Raw genomic sequence first — 24,466 nt, forward strand, 5'->3', positions numbered from 1 at the left:
ACTTGAGAATGGTTTATATAAAACACTGTGATGCAAAGATCATTTCAAAGGACGGAGCTGCACGAACTGGAGCTTCATGATTTTTGCGCGACAATATAACGACTCCGGAGCATCGAGGCTTGATCAGAAGTATAGAGGACTTCGAAGCCTGCGGACGCAATTTTCCTCTCAAGTGCCGATCCAGACACGAAACTCACAAATGGGGCTTTCCCAAAAGCCTGCATGATTGGGATTGCGATCCGACTGATCATCGCAAACTTGAAACCACCGCTCTCAGGCGCGCAAACGGTTTTGGATATGAAAAGCCCACCCGGTTTTGTCAGCGCAGCAATGTGCTCGAGCGCTTGGTCCAAATCGGGCAGAAGATGAAGCAAGTTATGCGCCAAGACGGCATCGTAAGAGCCTTCGTCAAGACTGTGCTCAAGAACGTCGGCCACCTTGAAAGTGACATTCTCCAGCCCTTCTTTATCAAGCTTCTCATCGGCAATTTCGATCATGCCCGGAGCGAGATCCGTGGCAGTGACATGGGCGACATTCGGTGCAAGCAGCAGCGCAGTTGAACCCGTCCCGCACCCGATTTCGAGTACGCTGTCCTCCGCTTTCAGGTACGACTTGGTACGTTCCAGTGTTTTCAGGTACCCTTCCATGTTGCGGATTGGGTCTGCCGCATATTTTCGCGAGATTTTGCTCCAGAACGCGGCATCCTTAGACAAAGCAGCCATTTCAATACTCTCTAACAAGGTTGTCGCCGTATCCTGTAATACCAAACATTCATTTATGGAATTGCCCCAATTTGCAGAAGTGTTATGCATAAATGCATGAACTGGAAAGCCATCAATTTCGACTGGAATCAGGTGCGGTCCTTTCTTGCCACCGCCGAAGAAGGCTCGTTTTCAGCAGCGGCGCGCGTTCTTGAGCAAACTCAACCCACTGTCGGCCGTCAAGTTGCTGCGCTGGAAACGGCGCTTGGCATCACCTTGTTTGAAAGAGTCGGAAAGTCGCTTAATTTGACGACTGCTGGCGCCGAGCTTTTGTTGCATGTCAGAGAAATGGCGGATGTGGCAAACAGGATTTCACTTACTGCGACAAGTCAGTCGCAAGCTGTTGAAGGTCAAGTCAGGATCACTGCGTCCGACGTGATGTCTGCCTATCAGATGCCGCCAATACTGAAAAAGATCCGACTTGCAGCACCGCGACTGGAGATAGACATCGTTGCTACAAATGACATACGAGACATACAGCGACGTGAGGCTGATATCGCCATCCGACATGTACGTCCGACGCAGCCGGATCTGACGGCAAAGCTTGTCGCCGAGGCCACGGCACATTTCTACGCGGCACCTTCGTACCTTGATCAGGTTGGACGGCCAAAAAATGAAGGCGAACTCGCTAAGTTGGACTTTGTCGGATTTGGTGACATTGACACGATGATCGGTTTTCTTGATCCGGCGGGCATTAAGGTCACCCGAAAAAGCTTCCGGGTCGGCTCACAAAGCGGGATCGTATCCTGGGAACTGGTGCGCCAAGGTTTTGGCATAAGTGTAATGTCGGATGATGTGGCTGCCTTAACACCAGGAGTGGAGCGCGTGTTTCCCGACCGCGAGCCGTTTAAGTTCCCGATTTGGCTGGCGACGCACTCCGAGCTACATACCGCTCGAAGGATCAGGTTGGTGTTTGATCAACTGGCAGACCAACTTAGCGCAGGGACCATCAGGTAATCCGGGAGTTCGCTCTATGTCACAGGCTATTCCAACGCTCCACTTGTTATGCGGCAAAGTTGCTTCTGGAAAATCAACTCTGGCAGCGAGACTTGCGAAAAGAGACGGGGCCGTGCTCATTTCAGAAGATGAATGGCTTGGCCCGCTGTTTGGGGATCAAATGAAGTCCCTGCAGGATTATGTAGACTGCGCTTTGAAACTGCGACTGCTCATGGGTCCTCACGTGGCTGCTCTGCTGAAGGCTGGCGTTTCGGTCGTTCTCGATTTTCCAGCGAACACAATTGAAAACAGGGCCTGGATGCGCGACCTGCTGGAAGACACTGCTGCGCAGCACCACCTTCACTTTTTGGATGTGTCAGATGAGGTTTGTCTGCACCGGCTGCACAAGCGCAACAGAGAAGGCGCACATGCATTTGCAGCGACGGAAGATCAATATCGGCGTATTGCGCGGCATTTTGTGCCACCATCACCCGAAGAGGGTTTTAGCATCATAACTCACCGTCAGTAGCACCAGACTTTCGAAATGTCGCGGCGGAGCTAAATGTTTCTCGGCCGCCTGCTCTGAGTCGACGATTGGCTAAATGTTTACAGTCAGCTTTCACTGGGCCGCAGGTACGGAGATTGCGTGACAAAAAAAGATGTATCCCGGTGCGTCCTCCTTTAGTCATGGCGACGGTAGTGTCGGCAGCGTCGTTCACGTCGATTATCGGTAGTGTACGTCGCTGGCGGGCATGGGCAACACATCGGCAAATGCCGGCTCCAACAACCATCTCCAGAATAGTTTTGCGCCGACAATACAGCACGGGCGATGGTAAAAGGCACCGGGTATTCTTCACATACGTTATCACTCCAGTCCCGGCTTGGTTTCACCTGATCCAATCATTCAGCGACTTCACGGATCTGGCGCATGGCCTCGTCCATACCCCCTGAAATAAGTCTGCAAAATGTGTTAGAAGACACTGTCATAAGATCGTTATGCAATACCGGCAACTATTCTCATTGCCAGCCAACTCGAAAGGTGACCCATGTCTTTTTCCAACCGCTCGTCAATTTCGCGTCGCCAATTTCTTGCAACAACAGCCGGTGCAGCGGCCATCACCTTGCATCCTTTTTCAGTTTTGGCATCCAACAATCAAGCGCATCTGCGCATCATGGAAACAACGGACATCCATGTTCATGTGTTCCCCTATGACTATTATGCTGACAAACCCCGTGACACGGTGGGCTTGTCCCGTACGGCCTCAATCATCAACGAAATTCGCGCTGAGGCGACAAATTCGATCTTGGTAGACAACGGTGACTTTCTTCAAGGGAACCCAATGGGCGACTACATCGCCTATGAGCGTGGCATGAAAGAAGGGGACGCGCACCCCATCATCACCGCGTTCAACACGGTTGGCTATGATGCTGCAACTCTGGGCAATCACGAATTCAACTACGGGCTGGATTTCCTGGAAAAATCACTCGCGGGCGCAGAGTTCCCGGTCGTTTTGGCCAATGTTGCAAAGGCACAAGGCGCAACTCCGCGCGACGACAAAACGCTCATCAAACCATATACAATCATCGACCGTGAAATCGAAATGGGTGATGGAACCAAGCACTCAATCAAAATCGGTGTCATAGGCTTTACGCCGCCGCAGATCATGAACTGGGACCGAAAGCATCTGGAAGGCAATGTTCAGGCCCGCGATATCGTTGAAACCGCGCGGGCATACGTGCCAGAGATGAAGGAACAAGGATGTGACCTAATCATCGCCCTTTCACATTCTGGGATCGGCGACGCCAATCATGTGGACGGTATGGAAAACGCCTCAGTCGTTTTGGCGGGTGTTGACGGTATCGACGCTCTGGTTGCGGGGCACAATCACCTTGTCTTTCCCTCGCCGACATTTGCGGACCGACCCGGCATCGACGTCGAAAAGGGAACCCTGATGGGTAAACCTGCTGTTATGGGCGGCTTCTGGGGCTCACATCTTGGGTTGTTGGACCTGCTGCTGGAACGGGAAGGAAATGAGTGGCGCGTGGTTACCACCACGTCCGAGGCCCGCGCGATTTCCAAACGCAATGAAGACCGCTCAATCACCGCTTTGGTCGGAGACGATCAGAAGGTTCTCTACTCGGTTGCGAAGGATCACGACGAAACGCTCGCCTATGTCCGTCGAGCCGTTGGCAAAACATCTGCCCCGTTGCACAGCTATTTTGCATTGGTTGCTGATGATCCGTCTGTACAGATCGTTTCGATCGCACAGAAATGGTATGTCGAAGAAATGCTGAAAGGCACCGAGCACGAAGGATTGCCGATCCTGTCAGCGGCGGCGCCGTTCAAGGCGGGTGGTCGCGGGGGCCCGGACTATTACACCGACGTCCCGGTCGGGGATGTTGCTATCAAAAATGTGGCTGATCTGTATCTCTATCCCAACACAGTGCGCGCGGTGCGAGTGAACGGTGTTCAACTGCGTGGTTGGCTGGAGCGTTCGGCCGGTATGTTCAACCAGATCGAGCGAGGCTCAGAGGATGCGGTTCTTCTGAATCCAGAGTTTCCATCCTACAATTTCGATGTGATGGATGGCGTAACATACCAGATCGACCTGTCGCAGCCGTCGCGCTTTGGGCCAAAGGGGGAAGAGGTGAATCCCGATGCGGCCCGAATTGTGAACTTGTCCTTCCAAGGCGAACCGGTCACCGATGACATGGAGTTCATCATCGCCACAAACAATTATCGTGCGTCGGGTGGCGGTTCATTCCCCGGCGCATTGGGTGATACAATCGTGTTCGAAGCCCCGGACACTAATCGCGACGTTATCGTGCGCTATATTGTCGAACAGGGAACGATCAACCCAAAAGCGGACGGCAACTGGTCATTTGCTCCTTTAGAGAACACAACCGTGCTATTCGAGACCGGCCCAAAGGCCCGAGACTACATCGCCGATGTCAAAGGCGTTTTAATCGAAGATGCCGGAGATGGTGCAGATGGCTTCGCGGCATTCCGCATCAAGCTATAGTGCAATCGCATGTGCGTACTTTGAGGAAGTCGGAAGTCAACGAAAGCAGCTACCATCAGGCTTACGCTGAACACCCGCATGCGACTTTCAAAGGCTATAAACGGTTAGAAATGAACGTTGATCTGGGCTCGGAGCAGTCCTCGTTGCGCAGTGCATCAGTGAATGCTCTGCGGACAAAGCCGCTGTTTGGTTCCGCAGTAAACGAGACTAAGACGCGGCGAGGGATTTGGGTAGTTACACACCAATTCAACCAAGTACAGACGCTCTTCGCGGAAACAAAAACGAGGTTGACAGCAAGCATATGAGAATGGTCGCATGAGTTATAATCTGATTAGCTGGGAATACAGCCATGAAAGTTCCTTTCAGTGCGACCTTTTTCTTTTGTCTCTGTTTGTCCTCGACCTCTGCTTGGGCACAGGAAACCGCCGAGGGTGGACAAGTTGGTGAAATGACCATCTCGGGGGCCGACATGCATGCCCCTGCATCAGATGCGTTTTCGCCTTATGCAGGACGTGACTTTCCAACTAGACCTCTTTGGGGCGACACCCACTTGCATACGTCGCTCTCACTCGACGCGCGTGCGTTTGGTGTACTTCTTTCGCCTTCAGACGCGTTTCGATTTGCGCGTGGAGAAGAAGTAACTACTTCTCACGGCCTACGGGCGAAGCTGTCTCGCCCGCTCGATTGGCTCGTTGTTTCAGACCATTCAGACGCGATGGGCGCGATGAACGAGATCGTCGCGGGGAACGCAACTTTGATGGGCGATCCAACGTTACGCGACTGGAACGACAGGTTGAACCAAGGAGGGAATGTTGCCCTTGGAGCGACAATGGAGGTTATCGAGACTTTCGCTGGAATTACCGGTGAAGCTTTGCCGGAGGCGATTGCTGACCGTCGTTTCGTACAGTCAGTTTGGGATGACTTTACGGAAACTGCAGATGCTTATGATCAACCGGGATCGTTTACCGCGTTTATCGGCTACGAATGGACCTCGACGGAAGGTGGCAACAACTTGCACCGCAATGTCATCTATAGGGACGACAGGATTCGGGCGCGGCAAATGTTGCCGTTTACGACTGCCGAGACATTCAATCCGGAAGATCTGTGGGATTGGATGGAAAGATACGAAGAAACGACAGGAGGGCGCGTCCTCGCATTGGCGCACAATGGCAATGTTTCCAATGGCTTGATGTTTCCTGTCGAGACAAACCCCGATACCGGCGAACCGCTCACAGGAGATTACGCGGACAGACGCGCAAAATGGGAGCCACTTTATGAGATCACTCAGATCAAAGGCGACGGCGAGGCCCACCCGTTCCTGAGCCCAAATGATGAGTTTGCAGATTACGAAACATGGGATGTCGCAAACCTTGGCCCTGTCCCCAAAGAAGACTGGATGTTGCAGTACGAGTATGCTCGCGAGGCTTTAAAAAATGGCCTGAAGCTCGAGGCGCAGCTTGGGACCAACCCTTACAAGTTTGGTGTCGTGGGATCCACAGACAGTCACACGGCTTTGGCGACAGCCCAGGAAGATAACTTTTTTGGTAAGCACTCGGGCGTGGAACCTGAGCCTGGGCGTTGGCAGCATGTTGTCGGCGAGTTTGAAGCGACCAAAATTCTGGGCTGGCAGATGGCTGCCTCTGGTTATGCGGCGGTTTGGGCCGAAGAAAATACACGAGCATCTATTTTCGACGCGATGGAACGTAAGGAAGTATATGGGACAACAGGTAGTCGGATCACGGTACGTTTCTTCGGGGGATGGGATTTCGAAGAAAACGACGCTCAATCGCGGCTTCCTGCGAAGATTGGTTATGACAAAGGCGTACCCATGGGGGCAGATCTACCGGAAGCGCCCGGTGATGCCTTAGCGCCAAATTTTCTCGTCGCTGCACTCAAAGATCCGTACTCGGGTAATCTGGATCGTATTCAGATAGTCAAGGGCTGGGTAACAGAAGACGGTGAGACACAAGAAAAGGTTTTTGATGTCGTCTGGTCCGGCGATCGGGATCTCGGCGCGGAAGGCAAGCTGCCGCCTGTCGGCAACACCGTGGACGTCGAAACCGGTACGTTCACGAACTCAATCGGATCGCCAGAATTGATAACCGTCTGGTCTGATCCCGAATTTGATCCGGAACAAAAGGCTTTTTACTACGCGCGCGTGCTGGAAATCCCCACGCCGCGATGGACGGTTTACGAAGCTATTAGGTTCGGCGACGAACTACCCGAAGAAGTACCGACATCCACACAAGAACGGGCTTATACTTCGCCCATTTGGTACACTCCGGAGGGATAGAACTTCACCAAAAACGCGCTCATGTTTCATGGCGAAAATGGGTTCGTTGTAATCGTTCGCCCAAATTCATTGAACGTCTACTTTCTGGACAAAGTAGACGCGTGAACTCAGCCCCGAGAAAACTCTGCACACAACTGGCAAACTGGCTCAATGCTGTGGTCAGAACCTGACTCTGAACGCCAGCCCAACCAATGGCGCTGTTTCATAGCTCTGACGACTAATTTCCAATCCATTCGCATCATCTAGCGTCAGGCGGCCGTCAAATTCTGCGCCAGCAAAGACACTTAATGAAACCCCAGGGTTCGGGTTATACCCAACAGAAAGAACTACAGGGATACTTTTATCCTCACCCACCCCATTCGGGGCAAGGCCATCCCCATCCAACCTGAATCGAATTTTTTCCGATCGCGCGGTCAACGAAATGTCCAAGGCGTCATTCAACGCGTAACTCAGTGTCAGTCCGGGACCTTGCGTCGCTCCGACACCAGAGCCAGTATTCAAGTTCCAGCGATCGTTTATGTCCCAGTCGATCAGCAGGGCTGGAAAAAAATCTGTACCGCTTTCGTCAAATTGAGAAAACGCGCCAAAGGCCGGACCTATCGTCAAGCGCTCGCTCAGTTGCCAAGCAATTCCTGCAAAAATACCATGGGTTCTTCCTTCAGATGAGGAGGCCCCGCTTTGATAGTCCCATCTGATCTGTGGCGACACAAAAACTGTTGCTGTATCACTCACTCGAAGCCGCACAGGAACGGCGACGCGGAGGTCACGGATGTTTTCCCATGGCTGGTTGTTCGATTGGCTGAAGCGATAATCCAGCTTGCCAAAGCTGGTGGAAAGCCCAACTGAATTTCCTCCGTCCAGATTGTATAGTGCGGTCGCACGAAGAAATGTTCGACTTGCAGAGAATTCGCCACCGCCGCTCAAATCCGCATCCCCTTGAAAAGCGGCAAGCCCATCAACCTGATACGCCCAACCTAGCCGCGGCTGTGCAGTCAACGGAAACGCTGTGAAACATAGGGAAATAGTTCCAAAGCAACACGTTAGAATAAGGTTTTTCATATTACGTTTCCTAAGTGACGCTGGTTCCCTTTCGGGTTGCCACTCCTGAACCAGCGGTTCAAGTGCTTTCAAGTCTGTTATGCGGACAAAGCTGCTGTTCGAAGAGCGTGCGTAATCGTCAAAGGTTCGAAAAAGTTAGCGGCGAACGGCTGATATGATGACAGACGGGGCCGGGACAAGAAAACCGCCATTGTGCATGTTGCCTAAAGAGCGAGTGCGTTCCGCCAGATCGGAGCGAATTGAATCTCGTTTCATAGCAGGTTGCGATCTTAATAGTGATGCCGCGCGAACGGCACCCTGGTCAAATGCATCAAACAAGTCCTCAGGGTGTTGTACGTGCAATTCAGAAGGCACATCGAACAACTGAAACTCTGCAAATCCCGCTTGAGTGACCATAGGCTCAGCAGAAGAACGGTCGGCAAGCATATGGGCATCCGGTCCTAAAGGCAGTTCTACAGACGGATCGCCCAGTCGCCCAACCGCATCGAACAACCAACCGAAAGCACCATCTGATCCTTTCCCCTTCCAGATTGAAAACGCGATTCGCCCTCCTGGTCTCAAAACCCTTGCCGCCTCCGCCAAACCGCGTCCAGGATCGGGAAAGTGCGGGACACCAAAACCAATAGTGACGGCGTCAAAGCTGCTATCAGCAAAGTCCATTGACATCGCATCTCCTTGAATGAAGGAAGCGTCTGGCACAGCTGATTGAGCAAGAGATATCATAACTCCCGAGAAGTCGAGCCCCGTTACGGATGCCCCTCTTGCCGACAGTTCTGCAGCAACAACACCATGCCCGGTGCATAAATCAAGAACCGTTGACTTGGGTCCTGCGGAAACCGCATCCGAGAGCCTCTGCGCAACGAGGCGCGTTGCATGGTGGAATCCATCAGCATAACCTTTGGCGATAGCTGGATTGGCCCAGCCTTCGCGCTCCAACTTTTCAAAATCACTTAGGCCGTTCATGCATCCTCCAAGCCGGGCCAGAGTAGCATCAACGTTTTTTTGACACCAACAGAAGCGTTCTTTGCGCCAAATGGTAGCCTCGCCAAAGCGTCCGCACTGATCTCGATGGCTGCGTTCGCCATAGTTTTGCGAACGACCGAAATACGGACAAAGCTGCCATTTGACCCGAGCGACTGACCCGTCAGGATAGAGCTATCTCCAAACGGTCCAACGCATTGGGCGGCCACACCTCATCGAATTTGTAAAATTCCTCAAAGATAGGAATGTCTTTGCTGAGTGGCACCCAGGCCTGCTTGCTTTTGGTGAAAATCTGTACATCCGGAGGACATTGATCCGGGTTGTTCAGTGTTCCGACACGCACGTACCTTAGCTTGCCAAGGCGGATCATATAGCTGCTAAAAACGGCGACGCCACAATCTCTACAGCGCGTAATGATCTGACCTTTCCCGCTTGGAGTAGAGAGCTCATATTCAGTGATTGGCCCCTCAAACTGCACGCGATCAGCCTCAATGATGGCGTTCAAGACGTAGGCCGCTCCGGTTTGTCGCTGACATTCGCTGCAGTGGCAGCAATGCACGAACATGGGTGGTGACGTCATCTGATACGTTACGGCTCCGCAACCGCATTTCCCCTTGATCATTGTTTCCCCCCGAATTGCTTCTTTGCATTCAAGCCATCGCTCTTATTGGACAAGTTCGTAGTGCTTGATAGAACGCGACTCGACCAATTCGGCCTCCGCCGGATCGATATGCGGACTCTGGTAGTTATCGCCGACAAAAGCCTTTAGTGACTCCAGGTTTTCCCAAATCATCACAAAGCTGAACTCTCGCGGTGTGTCAGCACGTGCGGCACCAGGAAACACTTGAACGATGCCCTTGGTACCTCTCATCAAGGGGATAGCTGTTTCATGGAAGAACTTGCTGAACTCTTCCTCTTTGCCCGGCCGTGTCACGACCTGAAAAATACGCATGATCATTCATCCGACCTCCGTAAAGCACGGTTCCTGAATGTATGAGCGCCTCTGGTTCCGCGACCATATCATTTCGTTCCGAGATTGTCTGCTTTGGGCTCGTTGTAGTCATCTGACCAATTCTGTTGGATGATTTCTTTCTGCCAAATTGCCGTCGTCGCGTGACCGCAACCACGCCAGTGATTCAGTCGGCGAATCTATTCTCAAAGACCAGATCACGCATTGTCACGACCCTTCGGTCACAACTACCCTATACCACTTCCTGATTTTCAATGACTTAACAACCATGAGAGTCACGTCTTCCCAGTGTCCGACTAGATGCTTTTGGTCTTCTGACACTCAGATTAATCGCCGGAAGCGGGACAGAGTGTCGGCACTATTGCTGCTGATTTACACTGGAAGTCGCATCAGCGAGATTCTGACGCTGCGCTGGGGCTATGTAACGTCGCACCATCTGGAATTGCAGGGCAGCAAGACCGGAAGCCGCCGCATTCCTCTACCGAGAGAAGCCTATGACATCCTGATGGAATTACCTCGTCAACCGGGAAATCCATGTATAAAATTAAGCGCTTCTGACAGTGGACCGCGAAATGACCTGTAAAAATCGCGGCGGCGCATACGTAAGTCGGCGGGCTTGGACGATGTCCGCATTTACACCCCCATTTGACCCTTCTGATGCGTCTCAAAGCTGCGTGTGGCGCGTTGCGGGGAATAGCTTGCCACAGATCGTTGGCAGATCAGGACGTGGTCCCAGTTCGATGCCTTGTTCGACGATGCCATTGCCGAGGCTTTAAAGAAGGTACGATACTGCGAGCCTGATCTTGACGATGGAAACCACGCGCGGTGGTCTAACCATACAATGTAGGGCTTGGTTGCTGGATCATCCGAGGATGACCTACTGGAAATGCGCGGCCACATCGACACCACAAGCGTTAAGCGCGCGCATCGCTATCAGCATATTAGGTTGATAACGACGAAATTTGCAGGCCTTGGAGTTACATTGGCCGCACTGGAAAACATTCAGGAAAATGAGCTTAGTGATTCTATCGACAGTGTTAGAGGCAAGCTCGCAGAGAGCATTAAGGCGGATCCTCAGCGAGCCGCAAAGAAACTGCATGAAGCCAAGAGTAGGTATCGGTTTACTGCGTAAACCACTGACGGTCGGCCGCATTCATTTGTGCCGTGTCCATCTGTGCAGTTTGAGTCCTATGCAGCGGTCGCCACGACAACAGGATGCTGCGAGTGCATTCGACAGCATCGAGCCCAGTTTCCGACTTAAAATCCAAGTCGTTTCGTTCACCGCTTCTTCGGATTTCGTTGATCGTATTCAAACTGTTCCCAGAGATACATCTTCCCTGTCTGACGCGCATTAGCCAACCACAACCTTTTGCGCACACCCGGAACCTCCAAATGCTTGTATTTACCTTCAGAAAATTTAGGCCAATCGATTGCCAATCCCATTTTCACAAGTTCAGCTGATAAATCTCGACCATCAGGTAAAGTACAACGCGCAACGGTACGGCCGTAATGATCCACGTCAGTTACTACCGCCTTTACTTCGTGACCTTTGCAAAGTTTCACCATCGCCCACTTTGCCTTCTGCCCAAAAGGATGATCGATCTCGGGTGCGTCAATACCGAACAATCGTATCTGCGTTTTGTTGATGACGATTGTATCGCCATCCGTAACCCATGCTTTCCCTTGCAAAACTATTCTTACCGGTAAATGATCTGCGGTTTTGACATCAAATGGTGTGGGTTGCCGTCTTGAAGACTGCGTAACAGCCTTTGGCTTTTCGGGAGTTTGGCGATACTGAGCGGAGTTCCCGAATTTAGCCCTGCTATTTGAGCGAGGCGCAAAGCGAAATGCCAAAAAAACGAGGCCAAAAAGGATTAAAGGGGCCAATACTGCCACGTCTTCCAATTCGGTTGTACTGAACAGAAAATCAAATTGATGCGTAGCTATTTCCGATGTTGCTTGATCGGCGCGCAATTTGGGCCGCAAAGAGCTGGTGAGAGGTGGAAGGGAATTGGACATGTCGGTCACGATGAAACTCAAGCAAAAAGGCTTTGGGCTAAAATAGAGAGTATAACCGACGAGCACTTTTTATTTTATGCCATTTTTCTTCGTGTATTAGACTTTATTGGCGAGTGGATTGTACCGAGGCTTGACAACGCCCCAATGAGCAACACCCAAGCTGCCGGACAGCAGAAACGTTCGGAACTTAAAATGGGCGTTCAGCACAAACAGCAGTTCCGTTGGATGAGTTGTGGATAGCCCGTCTCGGATTTCACAGGTGATCCAATGGGCTTCCAACCCTGCGCTTCTACTGTCGCTTAAATTCTATTGAGCCGTTCAAGTGTTGGTTGGTTCAATTATTCTCTCGATACTCGGCATCCGTCTATTTCCATTCCAATTTATGCGTTAGATATAGAGGACTTTCTCGAATTAGGCTTGCGAGGTACAGCAATAAGCACGTCCCTTTCTGCCAACGATGTAACGGGTGGCGCTCGCGGCGTCGGTGTCAATAGCTCAATTGTTTGAAAGTATCCTGAGCATGCAACCAACTACGGGAGTCAATTCGAGGGTTAGATTTTTTGCTGCGCCAAAGAAGTTGGACGACGCTCACGCAAAGTTCGCCACGGAAGCGATCTGCCCCTGTGCAGCCATTAGTGTAAGTTCGCGTTCGTCTAGTTCGGCTCTACTGGATAGCTGAATGAAAAGGCGCAGAGCTTCTTTTCGAGGTCAATTATGCAATATTAAAATAGAACAATGAAATACTTACTCCGAACCCCAACTGCCAAGGCTATCCTCATGGCACTCTTCGCAATCATTGTTTTCAAAGTGTGCAGCCATGACAGTTATGAAGGCGTTGGATACCAAGATCGTGATAAGGAGTATTGGGGTCGTGGAGGCAGGCCCTAACCCTACTATCGTCAAATCCTTGAGTGAGTGAATGCTTCTGGTTTTCTAATGACAAAACTAGCGTTAGGAGATCAATCAACACTTCTAAGTCAGGTTTCTCCGCATCACTGCTATTTCAAATGATCAACACTTTACCTGCAGCGAACGGCAGCTCTGTGGCCGACCCGCTCAAGTTCCGCTTGAGTTTGTCTGGGAGATTGCACACACGTGTCCAGAAGCTGCCGCCGCGATAAATTTTTATGACCCGATAGGCACACTTAATTCTTTGTCACAGTGCTTCCGTATTGCTTCCGGCAAGCCGAACGCCATGAAGCGCATTTTACACGACTCCGTGTAAATAATTGTTTTTACTGAAAAAAGTGGTGAGCCGTGCAGGATTCGAACCTGCGACCCACTGATTAAAAGTCAGTTGCTCTACCAACTGAGCTAACGGCCCACTCTTTTGTTGGATCTGTCGATCCGTGGCGCTCTTTATGGCAATTCCCCGACCGGGTTCAAGCCCTTATTTCGCGCCTCGTTTCACCGTAACAACGCGTGTTTCCGGCGACCCGATAGGCGGCTTAATTAGGCAGGTGGCGCTGGAGGGTCAACCCCTTTTTTGAGGAATCTTCTCGACAGGGTGGATTCATGTTCGGACCGACGTTATATGCCCGCCATGCAACAGAGACTCGACACCGGACTGCCGTTCATAAAGATGCACGGGCTGGGCAATGACTTTGTCATTGTTGACGCACGCGCGCAGGATGCCCCGATCACGCCGGCGCTGGCCCGGGGAATCGGGCATCGGCAATTTGGTGTGGGATTCGATCAGTTGGCCGTTATCGAAAAAGGTGAAGCCGACGCGCATCTGGTGTTCTACAATTCCGATGGATCAACCTCGGCCGCCTGCGGCAACGCCACCCGCTGTATTGCACGATTGCTTATGGATGAGACGGGTCGCTCTGCCCTGAAGCTCACCACGGAACGTGGAACCCTTCATGCGCGGGATGCCGGCGATGGGCTTACCTCAGTCAACATGGGGCACCCGCAGCTGGACTGGCGCGAAGTTCCTCTGGCAGAAGAGATGGACACGCTGGAATTGCCAATCGAAGGCACCCCGACGGCAACGGGAATGGGAAACCCGCATTGCACATTCTTCGTTGAAAACGCCGAAGCGATCCCGTTGGCAGAATTCGGCGCGCGTTACGAATACCACCCGCTTTATCCCGAACGCACTAATGTCCAGGTGGCCCAGGTCATTGGCCCGGATCACATCCGTATGCGCGTCTGGGAGCGCGGAGTAGGCATCACTTTGGCATCTGGGTCTTCATCCTGTGCAACAGCCGTGGCTGCCGCGCGACGGGGGCTGACCGGGCGCAAGGTGCGGATTGATTTGGATGGTGGCACGCTTTGGGTCGACTGGCGCGACGATGGTGTCTGGATGACCGGCCCGACATGTCACGTTTTCTCTGGCACTCTGACGCCTGAATTTCTGAGGTCGCTGGGATGAACCCGCCCAAGTTCACCACGTTGGGCTGCCGCCTGAACGCCTATGAAACCGAGGCGATGAAAGAGCTGTCGCAACAGGCCGGTCTGACAGACGCTGTGGTGGTGAATACATGCGCAGTGACGACTGAGGCCGTGCGCAAGGCCCGGCAGGAAATCCGCAAGCTACGGCGCGAGAATCCGAATGCCCGTCTGATCGTCACAGGCTGTGCCGCCCAGACCGAGCCCGAAACCTTTGCCCGGATGGACGAGGTCGATGCGGTCATCGGCAACACTGAAAAGATGCGCCCCCAGACCTGGCAAGGCATGGCTGCCGATTTCATCGGCCAGACTGAGGCGGTGCAGGTCGATGACATCATGTCGGTCACCGAAACCGCAGGCCACCTGATCGACGGGTTCGGCACCCGCTCGCGCGCCTATGTGCAGGTTCAGAACGGCTGTGACCACCGCTGTACCTTCTGCATCATTCCCTATGGCCGGGGCAACTCACGCAGCGTCCCGGCCGGTGTGGTGGTGGATCAGATCAAGCGGCTTGTCGACAAGGGGTATAACGAGGTCGTGCTGACCGGGGTCGATCTGACATCCTGGGGTGCCGACCTGCCCGCAAGCCCCAAGCTGGGCGATCTTGTGATGCGCATCCTCAAGCTGGTGCCGGATTTGCCACGCCTGCGCATCAGTTCGATCGATTCGATCGAGGTTGATGAGAATCTGATGCAGGCCATCGCAACCGAACCGCGCCTGATGCCGCACCTGCACCTGTCGCTTCAGCACGGCGACGATCTGATTCTAAAGCGCATGAAACGCCGCCATCTGCGCGACGACGCCATCCGCTTTACCCAAGAGGCACGCAAGCTGCGCCCCGACATGACCTTTGGCGCGGATATCATCGCAGGCTTCCCGACCGAGTCCGAAGCGCATTTCGAAAACTCGCTGAAGCTGATCACCGACTGCGACCTGACCTGGCTGCATGTCTTCCCCTATTCCAAGCGAGAAGGAACACCGGCAGCCCGCATACCGCAGCAGGTGAATGGAACGGTCATCAAGGATCGCGCCGCCCGCCTGCGCGCGGCAGGCGACGCTCAGGTCGCAAAGCACTTGTCACAACAAATCGGCAAAACCCATCACATCCTGATGGAAAACCCGCATATGGGCCGAACCGAACAGTTCACCGAGGTTTCGTTCAAAGCACCTCAACCCGAAGGCCAGATCGTGCGCGCTGCAATCACCGGGCAGACCATGACCCAACTCACGGCCTGATTCCCTTCATCAGTAAAGAAAGACCCCGGGAAGAAACTGGCCAATGGCCAAGAAGGGGGGGCAAGGCCCTGTGACCCCTTCTGGAAACAAAAACCCCCGCAACCGGATGGCGCGGGGGTTTCAATTTATGCTTACTGAAAAGGGTCTCAGTCTTCTTTACGAAGTTTGCCCTTATGCGGAGCCCACAGGCGCTTGTTGACCAGATAGAGAAGCACCGACAGAACGGTCAGGAAAATCACGCCAACAAAACCAGCGTTCTTGCGCTCCATCATCTTCGGCTCGGCCGCCCACATCAGGAACGCCGAGACGTCCTCTGACATGTGTTCGACAGAGTTCGAGTGCCCGTCAGCGAACTCGACCTGTTCATCCGCCAGCGGCGGTGCCATCGAAATCCAGCCGCCGGGGAAGGCCTTGTTTTCGTAGAGGACAGTTCCTGCCTCTTCCTTCTCTTCACCAGTATAGCCGTCCAGCAGTGAGGCGATGTACTCGGCTCCGCCCATGCCTTTGACCAACTGATTGATGCCCAGACCGTAAGGTCCGTGGAAGCCCGCGCGGGCCTTGGCCATCAGGCTCAGGTCCGGTGCGCCGACACCGTTGTTGGCCGGGAAGTGGTCAGTCGGAATCGCCGGGCGGAAATCGTCCAGCTCGGGATCGAACACTTCGAAGTTGTCAGCCGCATAGGCGATGACTTCTTCTTCCGAATAGCCCAGCGCTTCCAGATCGCGCAGAGGCACGTATTGCAGACCGTGGCAGGCTGCGCAGACCTCGGTATAGATCTGAAGGCCGCGCTGCAGCTGATGCTGGTCCCAGGTACCGAAGGGTCCTTCGAACGAGAAGTCGAAGTCTTCGATATGCTGCTCACCCCCACCTGCTGCAATGGATGCAACAGGGGTCAGGGCCAAGGCAAACGCGGCGCCGATTGCAAGTTTCTTGAACATGTTTCCGGTCCCTCTTCTTACTCGGCCGGCGTGGCGTCGGCATCAGCCTTGCCATAATGCGCGTTGAAGTCTTCTTCGATGGTCTCAGGCTGTGCCAGAGGCTTCTCGATCACTCCGAGGATCGGCAGGATCACGAAGAAATAGGCGAACCAGTAGGCGGACGCGATCAGCGAGAAGGTCGCATAGGGCTCTTCCGCGGGCATCGCACCCAGCCACATCAGGGCAAAGAAGTCGATGACCAGCAGGTAGAACCACCATTTGAACATCGGACGGTACTTACCTGAACGCACGTTAGACGTGTCCAGCCAGGGCGCCAGCGCCATGGCCAGGATCGCGCCGAACATCGCAAGAACACCGAAGAACTTGGCATCGATGATACCGCCGGTGATGAAGCTGGCGAATTGAACGACCCAGACCTCACCGGTGAACGCGCGCAGGATCGCGTAGAACGGCAGGAAGTACCATTCGGGAACGATGTGTGCAGGTGTCACCAGAGGGTTGGCTTCGATGTAGTTGTCGGGGTGGCCCAGGTAGTTCGGCATAAAGCCCACGACGGCCCAGAACACGACCAGGATCACGGCCAGGGCGAACAGGTCCTTGATCACGAAGTACGGCCAGAACGGCAGCGTGTCTTTCTCGGCCTCAGCTTTCGAGCCCCGGCGCACTTCAACACCTGTCGGGTTGTTGTTGCCGGTGGTGTGGAAGGCCCAGATATGCACCACAACCAATGCCGCAATGATAAACGGCAGCAGATAGTGCAACGAGAAGAAGCGGTTCAGCGTGGCGTTGTCCACGGCGGGCCCGCCCAGCAACCAGGTCTGAAGCGCGTCACCAACAAACGGGATCGCACCAAACAGGCCGGTGATCACGGTCGCACCCCAGAAGGACATCTGACCCCAGGGCAGAACATAGCCCATGAAGGCGGTGCCCATCATCATCAGGTAGATCAGCATACCAATGATCCACGTGATCTCACGCGGGGCTTTGTACGAGCCATAATACAGGCCGCGGAACATATGGATGTAAACCGCCACAAAGAACAGCGATGCGCCATTCATGTGCAGATAGCGGATAAAGTGACCGCCATTCACGTTGCGCATGATGTGCTCGATGCTGGCAAAGGCCAGATCAACATGCGGGGTATAGTGCATCACCAAAACGATACCGGTGATGATTTGCAGCGCCAGGCAGAATGCCAGAACGATGCCCCAGATCCACCACCAGTTCAGGTTCTTGGGGGTCGGGATCATAAGGGTATCGTACAGCAGGCCGACAATCGGCAGGCGGCTGTTCAGCCACTTCTCGCCGTTTGTCTTCGGCTCGTAATGATCGTGGGGAATTCCGGACATAAGTTTGGGTCTCCCTTAGCCGAGTTTGATTGTGCTGTTGTCCACCCATTCTGCGGGCGGGACAGGCAGGTTCTCAGGCGCGGGGCCTTTACGGATACGACCGGCGAGGTCGTAGTGCGAACCGTGGCACGGGCAGAACCAGCCACCGAAGTCGCCGGCATCCCCCAAAGGCACACAGCCGAGGTGCGTACAAACGCCCATCTGAACGATCCAGGCACCCGGCGCTTCGCCTTCCGGTGACGGCATGACGCGGTTTGCGTCAGTCGCAGGCGCATCTGCGCTCAGGTTGAAGTTGCGTGCAAGCGGATCTGGCAGCGCATCAACACCTTCGGCGTCCTGTTCCTGTGCTTCCTGAATCTCGGCACCGGTGCGGTGACGGACAAAAACGGGTTTTCCCAGCCATTTTACCGTCAGTTGCGTGCCCGGCTCGACGCCGCTCACATCCACACGGATCGAGGACAGCGCCTGAACGTCTGCCGACGGGTTCATTTGGTTGATCAGTGGCCATACGGCTGCACCCGTTGCAACGACACCTGCGCCGCCAGCGACGTAGTACAGGAAATCTCTGCGGGTGCCTTCGTGGTCTTCTGCGTGGGACACGAGGTTATCTCCGATTATCTGGCGCCCGAGGACGGGCAAATAGCTCGCGCACCGCACGAATGCGGTGTCTTAACCGCGCTTACTATCGGGGAGAATAGTGTTCGTCCAGCGTTCATAAACGCGCAATACGCCGCATGTGTCCCTTCGTGCACGTGACGAGGGGCTTTTTTTGGTGATTCTCGTCCGCAACTTTGCCTGCGGCTTCGAATCAAGTGGGGTTGATTCGAACCTCGAACTCCGTTTTGCAGGCGAAATCCAGCCCGATTCTGACCACCAGTCGGCCAGTCATTTGAGAGCGTATTCTTGACAATCAGCATCACGAAGCAACGATTGTCTGCTGAGTAAATCATATTCGCCAAATAGATGAATTAAATCGAAAATTGAGCGCAATTACACAGTTGCACTTTTTGCGCGAATACCGGACAGCGCGAAAATCGCGCGAACTCCTGCAAGGAGACCCCTATGTCAAAAATCACCCTGGCCACTGCGATGTTCACATTGGCCCTGTCCTCGCAAACACTTGCAGCAGGTGATCCTGCGAAAGGCGAGGCGATGTACAACCGCTGTTCCTCGTGTCATGCGATCATCAAGGACGGCGAAGTACTGGTCAAAGGCGGAATCACCGGCCCGAATCTCTATGGCGTCGTCGGACGTGTCGCCGGGTCCGAAAAAGACTATCGCTATGGCAGCGAGCGCCTGCCGGTCGGCATGTTCACCGATGACATGATCCGCGCCGGCGAAGAAGGTCTGATCTGGACCGAAGAAAACATCGCCGCCTATTCCAAAGACCCCATCGGTTTCATCAAAGAGTATCTGGATGACGAAACCGCCCGCCCGAACATGAGCGTCAAGCTCAGAAAAGGCGCGGAAGATATCGCCGCCTATCTGGCAACGTTCAGTTCCGAGTAATCCTGTTTCCCGGTGCTGGTTACGCCTTGTGCATCAAGGCGGCCAGCTGACCGGTTTCACTGCCAAATCCGCCGGGCACTTTGTCGGCGGCAGCGATTCTTGCCTCCTCAGGCTTGTTCTGGCCCAGTTTCCAGGTGCCCTGGATATCCTCTACCTGCATCCGGCATGGTACGATCATCCGCATCATTCTGGCCAACGCGTCATCCGACATTTTCCCGGTGACCCATGGCGCTTTGGGCAGCAGTCGATCTTCAAAGAATGCGGATTGTCGATCCAGCAAATCACGCAGCTCGTCCTGCGGGCGCAGTTCAAGCCGTCCGGTCAGGTGCACGGCGACATAGTTCCAAGTCGGAACCTGATCGGCGACACCGTACCAGTCGGGCGAGACATAGCCATCAGGCCCCTGCACCGCGATCCTGACCTCTTTCGGCCCGTGCAGCATACGGACAATCGGGTTTGATCGCACCAGATGAAGATCGACCACCGCACCGTCCTCTGACAGCAGAAAGGGCACGTGACTGATCAATGGCGCGCCGTCGCCCGAAATCGCCAGAACGCCAAAAGCCCGGTCACGGGCGAATTCAATATGACGCGCTCGATCCTCGACGCGGAAGGCTGGATTTGGGTGCATGGGCGACCTCCTGCCAAATCTCTTGCAGATGGGGTTGGTTCTTGGCAAGGTCTGCCTCGTTCTCAGGGCGGGGTGGAATTCCCCACCGGCGGTATGCGGGCCATGACCCGCAAGCCCGCGAGCGGCTCTGCCGTGACCACGATCCGAACGGCAGGGGCCGGTATTCGGACAAAGTGTGGAACCACGAAAGAGTGTCAGCAGATCTGGTGAGAGGCCAGAGCCGACGGTCAAAGTCCGGATGGAAGAGAACGTGCAAGCCGTGCCGGAGAACCGGCGCGCCTGCTCGTGATCGCCTTGGGTGACGTGTCATGCCGGGCTGGCAGCGAGGGTTTTCGCGACCGCCAGCAGGCCACCGAACTGAAAGGAGATCACGATGACACACACCCGCTATGCTTTTGTCAAAGCCAACTGGCATTCCGACATCGTCGACCGCGCGCTTGACGGTTTTCTTGAACGGATCCCGGCCGATCAGGTCGATGTTTTCGACGTTCCCGGCGCGTTCGAGATGCCGCTGCTGGCCCGCGATCTGGCCCAAACCGGCCGCTACGCGGCTGTCGCCTGCGCCGCATTTGTCGTGGATGGCGGCATTTACCGGCACGACTTCGTGGCGCAGGCCGTCGTGGACGGGTTGATGCGCGCCGGCATGGATACCGGCGTACCGGTCCTGTCCGTCTCCCTGACGCCGCACCAGTATCAGGAAACCGATCACCACAACGCCATCTACCGCACGCATTTTGTTGAGAAAGGCCGCGAAGCCGCACAAGCTGCGCTGAAAATCACAGCAACCCGAACGGCGCTGACGCAGGCCGCCTGATCTTCATCTTTTCAAAAATACTCATTCGCGCCACCGCAAGGTGGCGCCCACCAATTCGCAAATCCCCTTGAGGCTCAAGGCGCTCCCCGCTAATCACGATCCCAAAGGAGCCCGCCCCATGTCGATGAACAGTTTTGGCCATCTATTCCGTGTTACCACCTGGGGTGAAAGCCATGGACCCGCCTTGGGTGCCACCGTTGACGGCTGTCCGCCGGGTGTCACCATCCACGAGGCCATGATCCAGCACTGGCTGGACAAGCGCAAACCGGGACAGAACAAGTTCACCACCCAGCGGCGCGAACCCGATCAGGTGAAGATCCTGTCCGGTGTGTTCGAAGGGCAGACCACCGGAACGCCTGTGCAGCTGATGATCGAGAACACCGATCAGCGCTCGAAAGATTATGGCGATATCATGGAAAAGTTCCGCCCGGGGCACGCCGATATCACCTATTGGCAGAAATACGGGATCCGGGATTATCGCGGCGGCGGGCGGAGTTCTGCACGCGAAACAGCCGCGCGTGTGGCTGCGGGTGGATTGGCGCGTGAGGCGATCAAACAGATCGCACCCAACGTGCAGATCACCGGGTACATGACCCAGATCGGGCCGCACAAGATCGAGCGCGACAATTTCGACTGGTCCCAGATCGAACAGAACCCGTTCTGGACACCGGATGCGCAAGCCGCCGAGACGTGGGCCGCCTATCTGGACGATCTGCGCAAGTCCGGCAACTCGGTTGGCGCAATTGTCGAAGTTGTGGCGCGCGGCGTGCCCGCAGGGCTTGGCGCGCCGGTTTACGCCAAGTTAGACACTGATCTTGCTGCTGCGATGATGTCGATCAACGCGGTCAAAGGCGTCGAAATCGGCGAAGGCATGGCCGCGGCTGAACTGACGGGCGAGGCCAACGCCGACGAAATATTCATGGGACAGAACGGCCCGCAATACAGCTCGAACCATGCGGGCGGGATTCTGGGCGGTATCTCTACCGGGCAGGACATCGTCGTGCGCTTTGCGGTCAAGCCGACCTCGTCGATTCTGACCACACGCAAAACCATCACCAAATCAGGCGAAGAGACCGAGATCATCACCAAGGGCCGTCACGACCCGTGTGTAGGCATTCGCGCGGTCCCGGTAGGAGAGGCGATGATGGCCTGCGTGATCCTCGACCACCTGCTGTTGCATCGCGGCCAGATCGGAGAGAACCGTGGACGGATCGGCTGATCTGCGCACCCGCCTGCGGGCCGTGGTCGCACATCGCATGGAAACGGATCCGGCCCATGATCTGGCCCATCTGGATCGTGTTTGGACCAACGCCCGGGCCATCGCAGATGATCAAACCGATATGTCCGTGCTGCTGGCCGCAAGTTACCTGCACGATCTTGTGAATCTGCCCAAGGACGATCCCGACCGGCATCTTGCCTCGCGCAGATCCGCAACGGAATCAGAGCCTATTCTTGAAGAAATCGGGTTTGAGGCCGATCAGGTCCGTGCGATCCAGCACGCGATCGAAGCCCATAGTTTTTCGGCCGATATCCCCCCTGAAACAATCGAGGCACGCATTCTGCGCGATGCAGACCGCCTTGACGCCCTGGGCGCCATCGGTATCGCCCGCAACTTTTCCGTTTCCGGAGCCTTGGGGCGTACTCTTTACGATCCGGCTGACCCTTTTGCCCAAGCTCGGCCACTGGATGACCTTCATTTCTCGCTCGACCACTGGAAGGTGAAACTGCTGCGCCTGCCAGGTGACATGTTGACCGAGACCGGAAGGCGGATTGCAGAACAACGCACCGCGCGCATGATCCGCTTTCTTGAAGAATTCGCCGAAGAAATCGGCTGTTCCTTGCCGCAATCCTGGGTGAATTGCTGAATCCACCCGTTGATCTTTGCCCGTCAAAGACGCAGGTTCGCGCCGATGACAAAACCCTTAACTTCGCATCGACCTCTGCTTGCCGTAACGCTGAAGCTGTGCGCCTTGTTCCTGTTCACGTCGATGTCCGCGCTGGTCAAAGCACTTTCTGATGAATTCCCGCCGGGCCAATTGGTGTTTTTTCGGTCCCTGTTCGCAATCCCCGTGATCATTCTTTGGCTCATCGCGCGGGGGGAGTTGTCGAAAGGCTTTGTGGTCAAGAAACCCATGGGCCATTTCTGGCGCGGTGTTCTGGGAACAAGCGCCATGGGTCTTACCTTTACCGGCCTCAGCCTGTTGCCCCTGCCGGAAGTCACTGCCATCGGCTATGCGACACCGATCTTCACCCTGATTCTGGCCGCCGTCATGCTGGGCGAACGGATTCGGCTTATCCGTATCGGCGCCGTGGCTCTTGGTCTGTTGGGCGTTCTGATCATGATCTGGCCGCGCCTGGGCACCACCGAGATGGAGGTCGCCGCCACCATCGGCGCGTTATGCGTGCTGGGTGCAACCCTCGCCCGTGCCTTCGTTCAGATCCATATCCGGCAATTGGTCAAGGTCGATCACCCTGCGGCCATCGTGTTCTATTTCTCGATGACCGCGACGCTTCTGTCCGCTCTGACGGCATTCTGGGGATGGACGATGCCCACATGGAATCAGGCTCTGATCATGGTCATGATGGGCCTGATCGGCGGCGTCGCGCAGATTTTGGTCACATCTTCCTATCGGTTTGGCCAGGCCTCGATGCTGGCACCTTATGACTATGCAACGATGCTTTTTGCGATCGTGATCGGCTATGTCTGGTTCGATGAACTGCCAACGCTTGCAATCCTGATCGGGGCCGCGCTGGTGATTGCAGGCAATGTTGTCGTCATCTGGCGCGAACACCAGTTGGGGCTGGAGCGCGGCAAGGTCCGGTCGGTTACAGACCCCAAAGCATGACTTTACCTTTTGCAATCTTCCCCTAGGTTGGGCCGAACAGTCAAAGAGGTTCCCAAATGAGCGACGCGCAGGATCACAAGGAAAAGATGCAGAAGGTGCAGGCCCAGCACCGCAAGAAAGTGTCCGAGGCCGTGGATCCAGGCCGCGGTCTGGTCCTGATCAATACCGGCAAGGGCAAAGGTAAGTCCTCGGCCGCGTTCGGCGTGGTCATTCGCGCCCTGGGCTGGGGCCAGAAGGTTGCTGTGGTGCAGTTCATCAAGGGCAAGTGGAAAACCGGCGAGCGCCGTTTCTTCGAAGAGCGTGATCTGGTGACATGGCATACGATGGGCGAAGGTTTTACCTGGGACACACAGGACCGGGAGCGCGATATTGCAGCTGCCAATGCCGCCTTTGACAAGGCCTGCGCGCTGATGTCCAGCGGCGAATACGATCTGGTTGTTCTGGACGAGATCAACATCGCCCTGCGTTACGAATACCTGTCGGTCGAACAGGTCATCGAAGGTTTGAACGCGCGCTCGAAAAAGACCAGCGTATTCCTGACTGGCCGCGACGCGCCGAACGCGCTGCGTGACTATGCTGATCTGGTCACGGAAATGACCGAGGAGAAACACCCGTTCCAAGCGGGCATCAAAGCACAGCGCGGTGTGGATTTCTGAAGCAGCGTTGCTGCAAGGCTGGCGGTGCATGGCCGCCAGTTCCGATTATCG

The 24,466-nt window shown here is 54.9% G+C and carries 22 protein-coding genes, 1 tRNA gene and 1 riboswitch; of the genes, 12 read left to right on the forward strand and 11 right to left on the reverse strand.

Annotated elements, in window-relative coordinates; translation table 11 throughout:
• Window positions 1-74 precede the first annotated feature (74 nt).
• The gene (locus GS612_RS10925) at window positions 75-722 is read right to left on the reverse strand and encodes a class I SAM-dependent methyltransferase (RefSeq protein WP_171640543.1); all 648 of its coding nucleotides are present in this window, start codon (window positions 720-722) and stop codon (window positions 75-77) included.
• Window positions 723-818: 96 nt separating this feature from the next.
• On the opposite strand from GS612_RS10925, the gene GS612_RS10930 reads away from it, so the two are divergent.
• The 4 genes from GS612_RS10930 to GS612_RS10945 all read left to right on the forward strand — a co-directional run bounded on the left by GS612_RS10930 (window position 819) and on the right by GS612_RS10945 (window position 7,013).
• Window positions 819-1,718: a LysR family transcriptional regulator gene (locus GS612_RS10930; protein WP_171640277.1), complete on the forward strand. Its 900-nt coding sequence runs from the start codon at window positions 819-821 to the stop codon at window positions 1,716-1,718.
• A 16-nt stretch (window positions 1,719-1,734) separates the two neighbouring features.
• The gene (locus tag GS612_RS10935; RefSeq protein ID WP_171640279.1) at window positions 1,735-2,226 is read left to right on the forward strand and encodes an ATP-binding protein; all 492 of its coding nucleotides are present in this window, start codon (window positions 1,735-1,737) and stop codon (window positions 2,224-2,226) included.
• 517 nt (window positions 2,227-2,743) lie between these two features.
• Window positions 2,744-4,720, forward strand: a complete 1,977-nt coding sequence (locus tag GS612_RS10940; RefSeq protein WP_171640281.1) for a bifunctional 2',3'-cyclic-nucleotide 2'-phosphodiesterase/3'-nucleotidase — start codon at window positions 2,744-2,746, stop codon at window positions 4,718-4,720.
• 349 nt (window positions 4,721-5,069) lie between these two features.
• Window positions 5,070-7,013, forward strand: a complete 1,944-nt coding sequence (locus GS612_RS10945) for a DUF3604 domain-containing protein (RefSeq protein ID WP_171640283.1) — start codon at window positions 5,070-5,072, stop codon at window positions 7,011-7,013.
• A 159-nt stretch (window positions 7,014-7,172) separates the two neighbouring features.
• On the opposite strand, the gene GS612_RS10950 is transcribed toward GS612_RS10945, so the two are convergent.
• From GS612_RS10950 to GS612_RS10975, 6 genes are all read right to left on the reverse strand, one after another.
• Window positions 7,173-8,072 (reverse strand): hypothetical protein, encoded by a 900-nt coding sequence (locus tag GS612_RS10950; protein WP_253286150.1) that lies wholly within the window; start codon window positions 8,070-8,072, stop codon window positions 7,173-7,175.
• Between the two features lie 135 nt (window positions 8,073-8,207).
• Window positions 8,208-9,035: a class I SAM-dependent methyltransferase gene (locus GS612_RS10955; protein ID WP_253286151.1), complete on the reverse strand. Its 828-nt coding sequence runs from the start codon at window positions 9,033-9,035 to the stop codon at window positions 8,208-8,210.
• A 181-nt stretch (window positions 9,036-9,216) separates the two neighbouring features.
• Complete coding sequence (locus tag GS612_RS10960; protein WP_171640285.1) at window positions 9,217-9,675, reverse strand: GFA family protein; 459 nt, start codon at window positions 9,673-9,675, stop codon at window positions 9,217-9,219.
• 42 nt (window positions 9,676-9,717) lie between these two features.
• Window positions 9,718-10,011, reverse strand: coding sequence for a putative quinol monooxygenase (locus GS612_RS10965; RefSeq protein ID WP_152456701.1), 294 nt, complete (start codon window positions 10,009-10,011; stop codon window positions 9,718-9,720).
• A gap of 1,290 nt (window positions 10,012-11,301) precedes the next feature.
• Complete coding sequence (locus GS612_RS10970) at window positions 11,302-12,042, reverse strand: thermonuclease family protein (RefSeq protein ID WP_171640549.1); 741 nt, start codon at window positions 12,040-12,042, stop codon at window positions 11,302-11,304.
• Window positions 12,043-13,290: 1,248 nt separating this feature from the next.
• Window positions 13,291-13,366, reverse strand: a tRNA-Lys gene (locus GS612_RS10975).
• A gap of 210 nt (window positions 13,367-13,576) precedes the next feature.
• Here GS612_RS10975 and dapF point away from each other — a divergent pair.
• The gene (gene dapF / locus GS612_RS10980; protein WP_171230031.1) at window positions 13,577-14,419 is read left to right on the forward strand and encodes a diaminopimelate epimerase; all 843 of its coding nucleotides are present in this window, start codon (window positions 13,577-13,579) and stop codon (window positions 14,417-14,419) included.
• Window positions 14,416-15,672: a tRNA (N(6)-L-threonylcarbamoyladenosine(37)-C(2))-methylthiotransferase MtaB gene (mtaB, locus tag GS612_RS10985; protein ID WP_171640287.1), complete on the forward strand. Its 1,257-nt coding sequence runs from the start codon at window positions 14,416-14,418 to the stop codon at window positions 15,670-15,672. The genes dapF and mtaB overlap by 4 nt, the downstream gene beginning before the upstream one ends.
• 146 nt (window positions 15,673-15,818) lie before the next feature.
• On the opposite strand, the gene GS612_RS10990 is transcribed toward mtaB, so the two are convergent.
• The 3 genes from GS612_RS10990 to petA are packed head-to-tail and all read right to left on the reverse strand — an operon-like array spanning window position 15,819 to window position 18,559.
• Window positions 15,819-16,610, reverse strand: a complete 792-nt coding sequence (locus GS612_RS10990) for a cytochrome c1 (protein WP_152459511.1) — start codon at window positions 16,608-16,610, stop codon at window positions 15,819-15,821.
• 17 nt (window positions 16,611-16,627) lie between these two features.
• Window positions 16,628-17,959, reverse strand: a complete 1,332-nt coding sequence (petB, locus tag GS612_RS10995; RefSeq protein WP_171116929.1) for a cytochrome b — start codon at window positions 17,957-17,959, stop codon at window positions 16,628-16,630.
• A 15-nt stretch (window positions 17,960-17,974) separates the two neighbouring features.
• Window positions 17,975-18,559, reverse strand: a complete 585-nt coding sequence (gene petA, locus GS612_RS11000; RefSeq protein ID WP_152459513.1) for a ubiquinol-cytochrome c reductase iron-sulfur subunit — start codon at window positions 18,557-18,559, stop codon at window positions 17,975-17,977.
• 462 nt (window positions 18,560-19,021) lie between these two features.
• Here petA and GS612_RS11005 point away from each other — a divergent pair, with 462 nt between their 5' ends.
• The gene (locus GS612_RS11005; protein WP_171640289.1) at window positions 19,022-19,468 is read left to right on the forward strand and encodes a cytochrome c family protein; all 447 of its coding nucleotides are present in this window, start codon (window positions 19,022-19,024) and stop codon (window positions 19,466-19,468) included.
• 19 nt (window positions 19,469-19,487) lie between these two features.
• Here the strand turns inward: GS612_RS11005 and GS612_RS11010 are convergent, their stop codons facing one another.
• Entirely contained in the window at window positions 19,488-20,099 is a 612-nt protein-coding gene (locus GS612_RS11010) for an FMN-binding negative transcriptional regulator (RefSeq protein ID WP_171640291.1), read from the reverse strand.
• A 54-nt stretch (window positions 20,100-20,153) separates the two neighbouring features.
• Window positions 20,154-20,353: riboswitch (FMN riboswitch) on the forward strand.
• Between the two features lie 119 nt (window positions 20,354-20,472).
• On the opposite strand from GS612_RS11010, the gene GS612_RS11015 reads away from it, so the two are divergent.
• The 5 genes from GS612_RS11015 (at window position 20,473) to cobO (ending at window position 24,415) form a co-directional block, all read left to right on the forward strand.
• Window positions 20,473-20,913: a 6,7-dimethyl-8-ribityllumazine synthase gene (locus GS612_RS11015; RefSeq protein WP_171640293.1), complete on the forward strand. Its 441-nt coding sequence runs from the start codon at window positions 20,473-20,475 to the stop codon at window positions 20,911-20,913.
• Between the two features lie 118 nt (window positions 20,914-21,031).
• On the forward strand, window positions 21,032-22,132 hold the full coding sequence (gene aroC, locus GS612_RS11020) for a chorismate synthase (protein ID WP_171640295.1): 1,101 nt from the start codon (window positions 21,032-21,034) through the stop codon (window positions 22,130-22,132).
• On the forward strand, window positions 22,116-22,778 hold the full coding sequence (locus GS612_RS11025) for an HD domain-containing protein (RefSeq protein ID WP_371809333.1): 663 nt from the start codon (window positions 22,116-22,118) through the stop codon (window positions 22,776-22,778). The genes aroC and GS612_RS11025 overlap by 17 nt, the downstream gene beginning before the upstream one ends.
• Before the next feature lie 45 nt (window positions 22,779-22,823).
• Complete coding sequence (locus GS612_RS11030) at window positions 22,824-23,759, forward strand: DMT family transporter (RefSeq protein WP_171206448.1); 936 nt, start codon at window positions 22,824-22,826, stop codon at window positions 23,757-23,759.
• 56 nt (window positions 23,760-23,815) lie between these two features.
• On the forward strand, window positions 23,816-24,415 hold the full coding sequence (cobO, locus tag GS612_RS11035; protein ID WP_171640297.1) for a cob(I)yrinic acid a,c-diamide adenosyltransferase: 600 nt from the start codon (window positions 23,816-23,818) through the stop codon (window positions 24,413-24,415).
• Window positions 24,416-24,466 lie beyond the last annotated feature (51 nt).

This window comes from Ruegeria sp. HKCCD6157 (assembly GCF_013110685.1).
In the GTDB taxonomy this organism is placed as follows: Bacteria; Pseudomonadota; Alphaproteobacteria; order Rhodobacterales; family Rhodobacteraceae; genus Ruegeria.

Bases quoted from the DNA above. Each gene is read 5' to 3' on its own strand.
- GS612_RS11030 (WP_171206448.1), top strand. From the start codon at position 22,824: ATGACAAAACCCTTAACTTCGCATCGACCTCTGCTTGCCGTAACGCTG.
- petB (WP_171116929.1), bottom strand. From the start codon at position 17,959: ATGTCCGGAATTCCCCACGATCATTACGAGCCGAAGACAAACGGCGAG.
- dapF (WP_171230031.1), top strand. From the start codon at position 13,577: ATGCCCGCCATGCAACAGAGACTCGACACCGGACTGCCGTTCATAAAG.
- cobO (WP_171640297.1), top strand. From the start codon at position 23,816: ATGAGCGACGCGCAGGATCACAAGGAAAAGATGCAGAAGGTGCAGGCC.
- GS612_RS10935 (WP_171640279.1), top strand. From the start codon at position 1,735: ATGTCACAGGCTATTCCAACGCTCCACTTGTTATGCGGCAAAGTTGCT.
- GS612_RS10950 (WP_253286150.1), bottom strand. From the start codon at position 8,072: ATGAAAAACCTTATTCTAACGTGTTGCTTTGGAACTATTTCCCTATGT.
- GS612_RS10945 (WP_171640283.1), top strand. From the start codon at position 5,070: ATGAAAGTTCCTTTCAGTGCGACCTTTTTCTTTTGTCTCTGTTTGTCC.
- GS612_RS11015 (WP_171640293.1), top strand. From the start codon at position 20,473: ATGACACACACCCGCTATGCTTTTGTCAAAGCCAACTGGCATTCCGAC.
- GS612_RS10925 (WP_171640543.1), bottom strand. From the start codon at position 722: ATGGCTGCTTTGTCTAAGGATGCCGCGTTCTGGAGCAAAATCTCGCGA.
- GS612_RS10955 (WP_253286151.1), bottom strand. From the start codon at position 9,035: ATGAACGGCCTAAGTGATTTTGAAAAGTTGGAGCGCGAAGGCTGGGCC.
- GS612_RS11005 (WP_171640289.1), top strand. From the start codon at position 19,022: ATGTCAAAAATCACCCTGGCCACTGCGATGTTCACATTGGCCCTGTCC.
- GS612_RS10960 (WP_171640285.1), bottom strand. From the start codon at position 9,675: ATGATCAAGGGGAAATGCGGTTGCGGAGCCGTAACGTATCAGATGACG.
- GS612_RS10930 (WP_171640277.1), top strand. From the start codon at position 819: ATGAACTGGAAAGCCATCAATTTCGACTGGAATCAGGTGCGGTCCTTT.
- GS612_RS10970 (WP_171640549.1), bottom strand. From the start codon at position 12,042: ATGTCCAATTCCCTTCCACCTCTCACCAGCTCTTTGCGGCCCAAATTG.
- mtaB (WP_171640287.1), top strand. From the start codon at position 14,416: ATGAACCCGCCCAAGTTCACCACGTTGGGCTGCCGCCTGAACGCCTAT.
- GS612_RS11010 (WP_171640291.1), bottom strand. From the start codon at position 20,099: ATGCACCCAAATCCAGCCTTCCGCGTCGAGGATCGAGCGCGTCATATT.
- GS612_RS10990 (WP_152459511.1), bottom strand. From the start codon at position 16,610: ATGTTCAAGAAACTTGCAATCGGCGCCGCGTTTGCCTTGGCCCTGACC.
- GS612_RS10940 (WP_171640281.1), top strand. From the start codon at position 2,744: ATGTCTTTTTCCAACCGCTCGTCAATTTCGCGTCGCCAATTTCTTGCA.
- aroC (WP_171640295.1), top strand. From the start codon at position 21,032: ATGTCGATGAACAGTTTTGGCCATCTATTCCGTGTTACCACCTGGGGT.
- GS612_RS10965 (WP_152456701.1), bottom strand. From the start codon at position 10,011: ATGATCATGCGTATTTTTCAGGTCGTGACACGGCCGGGCAAAGAGGAA.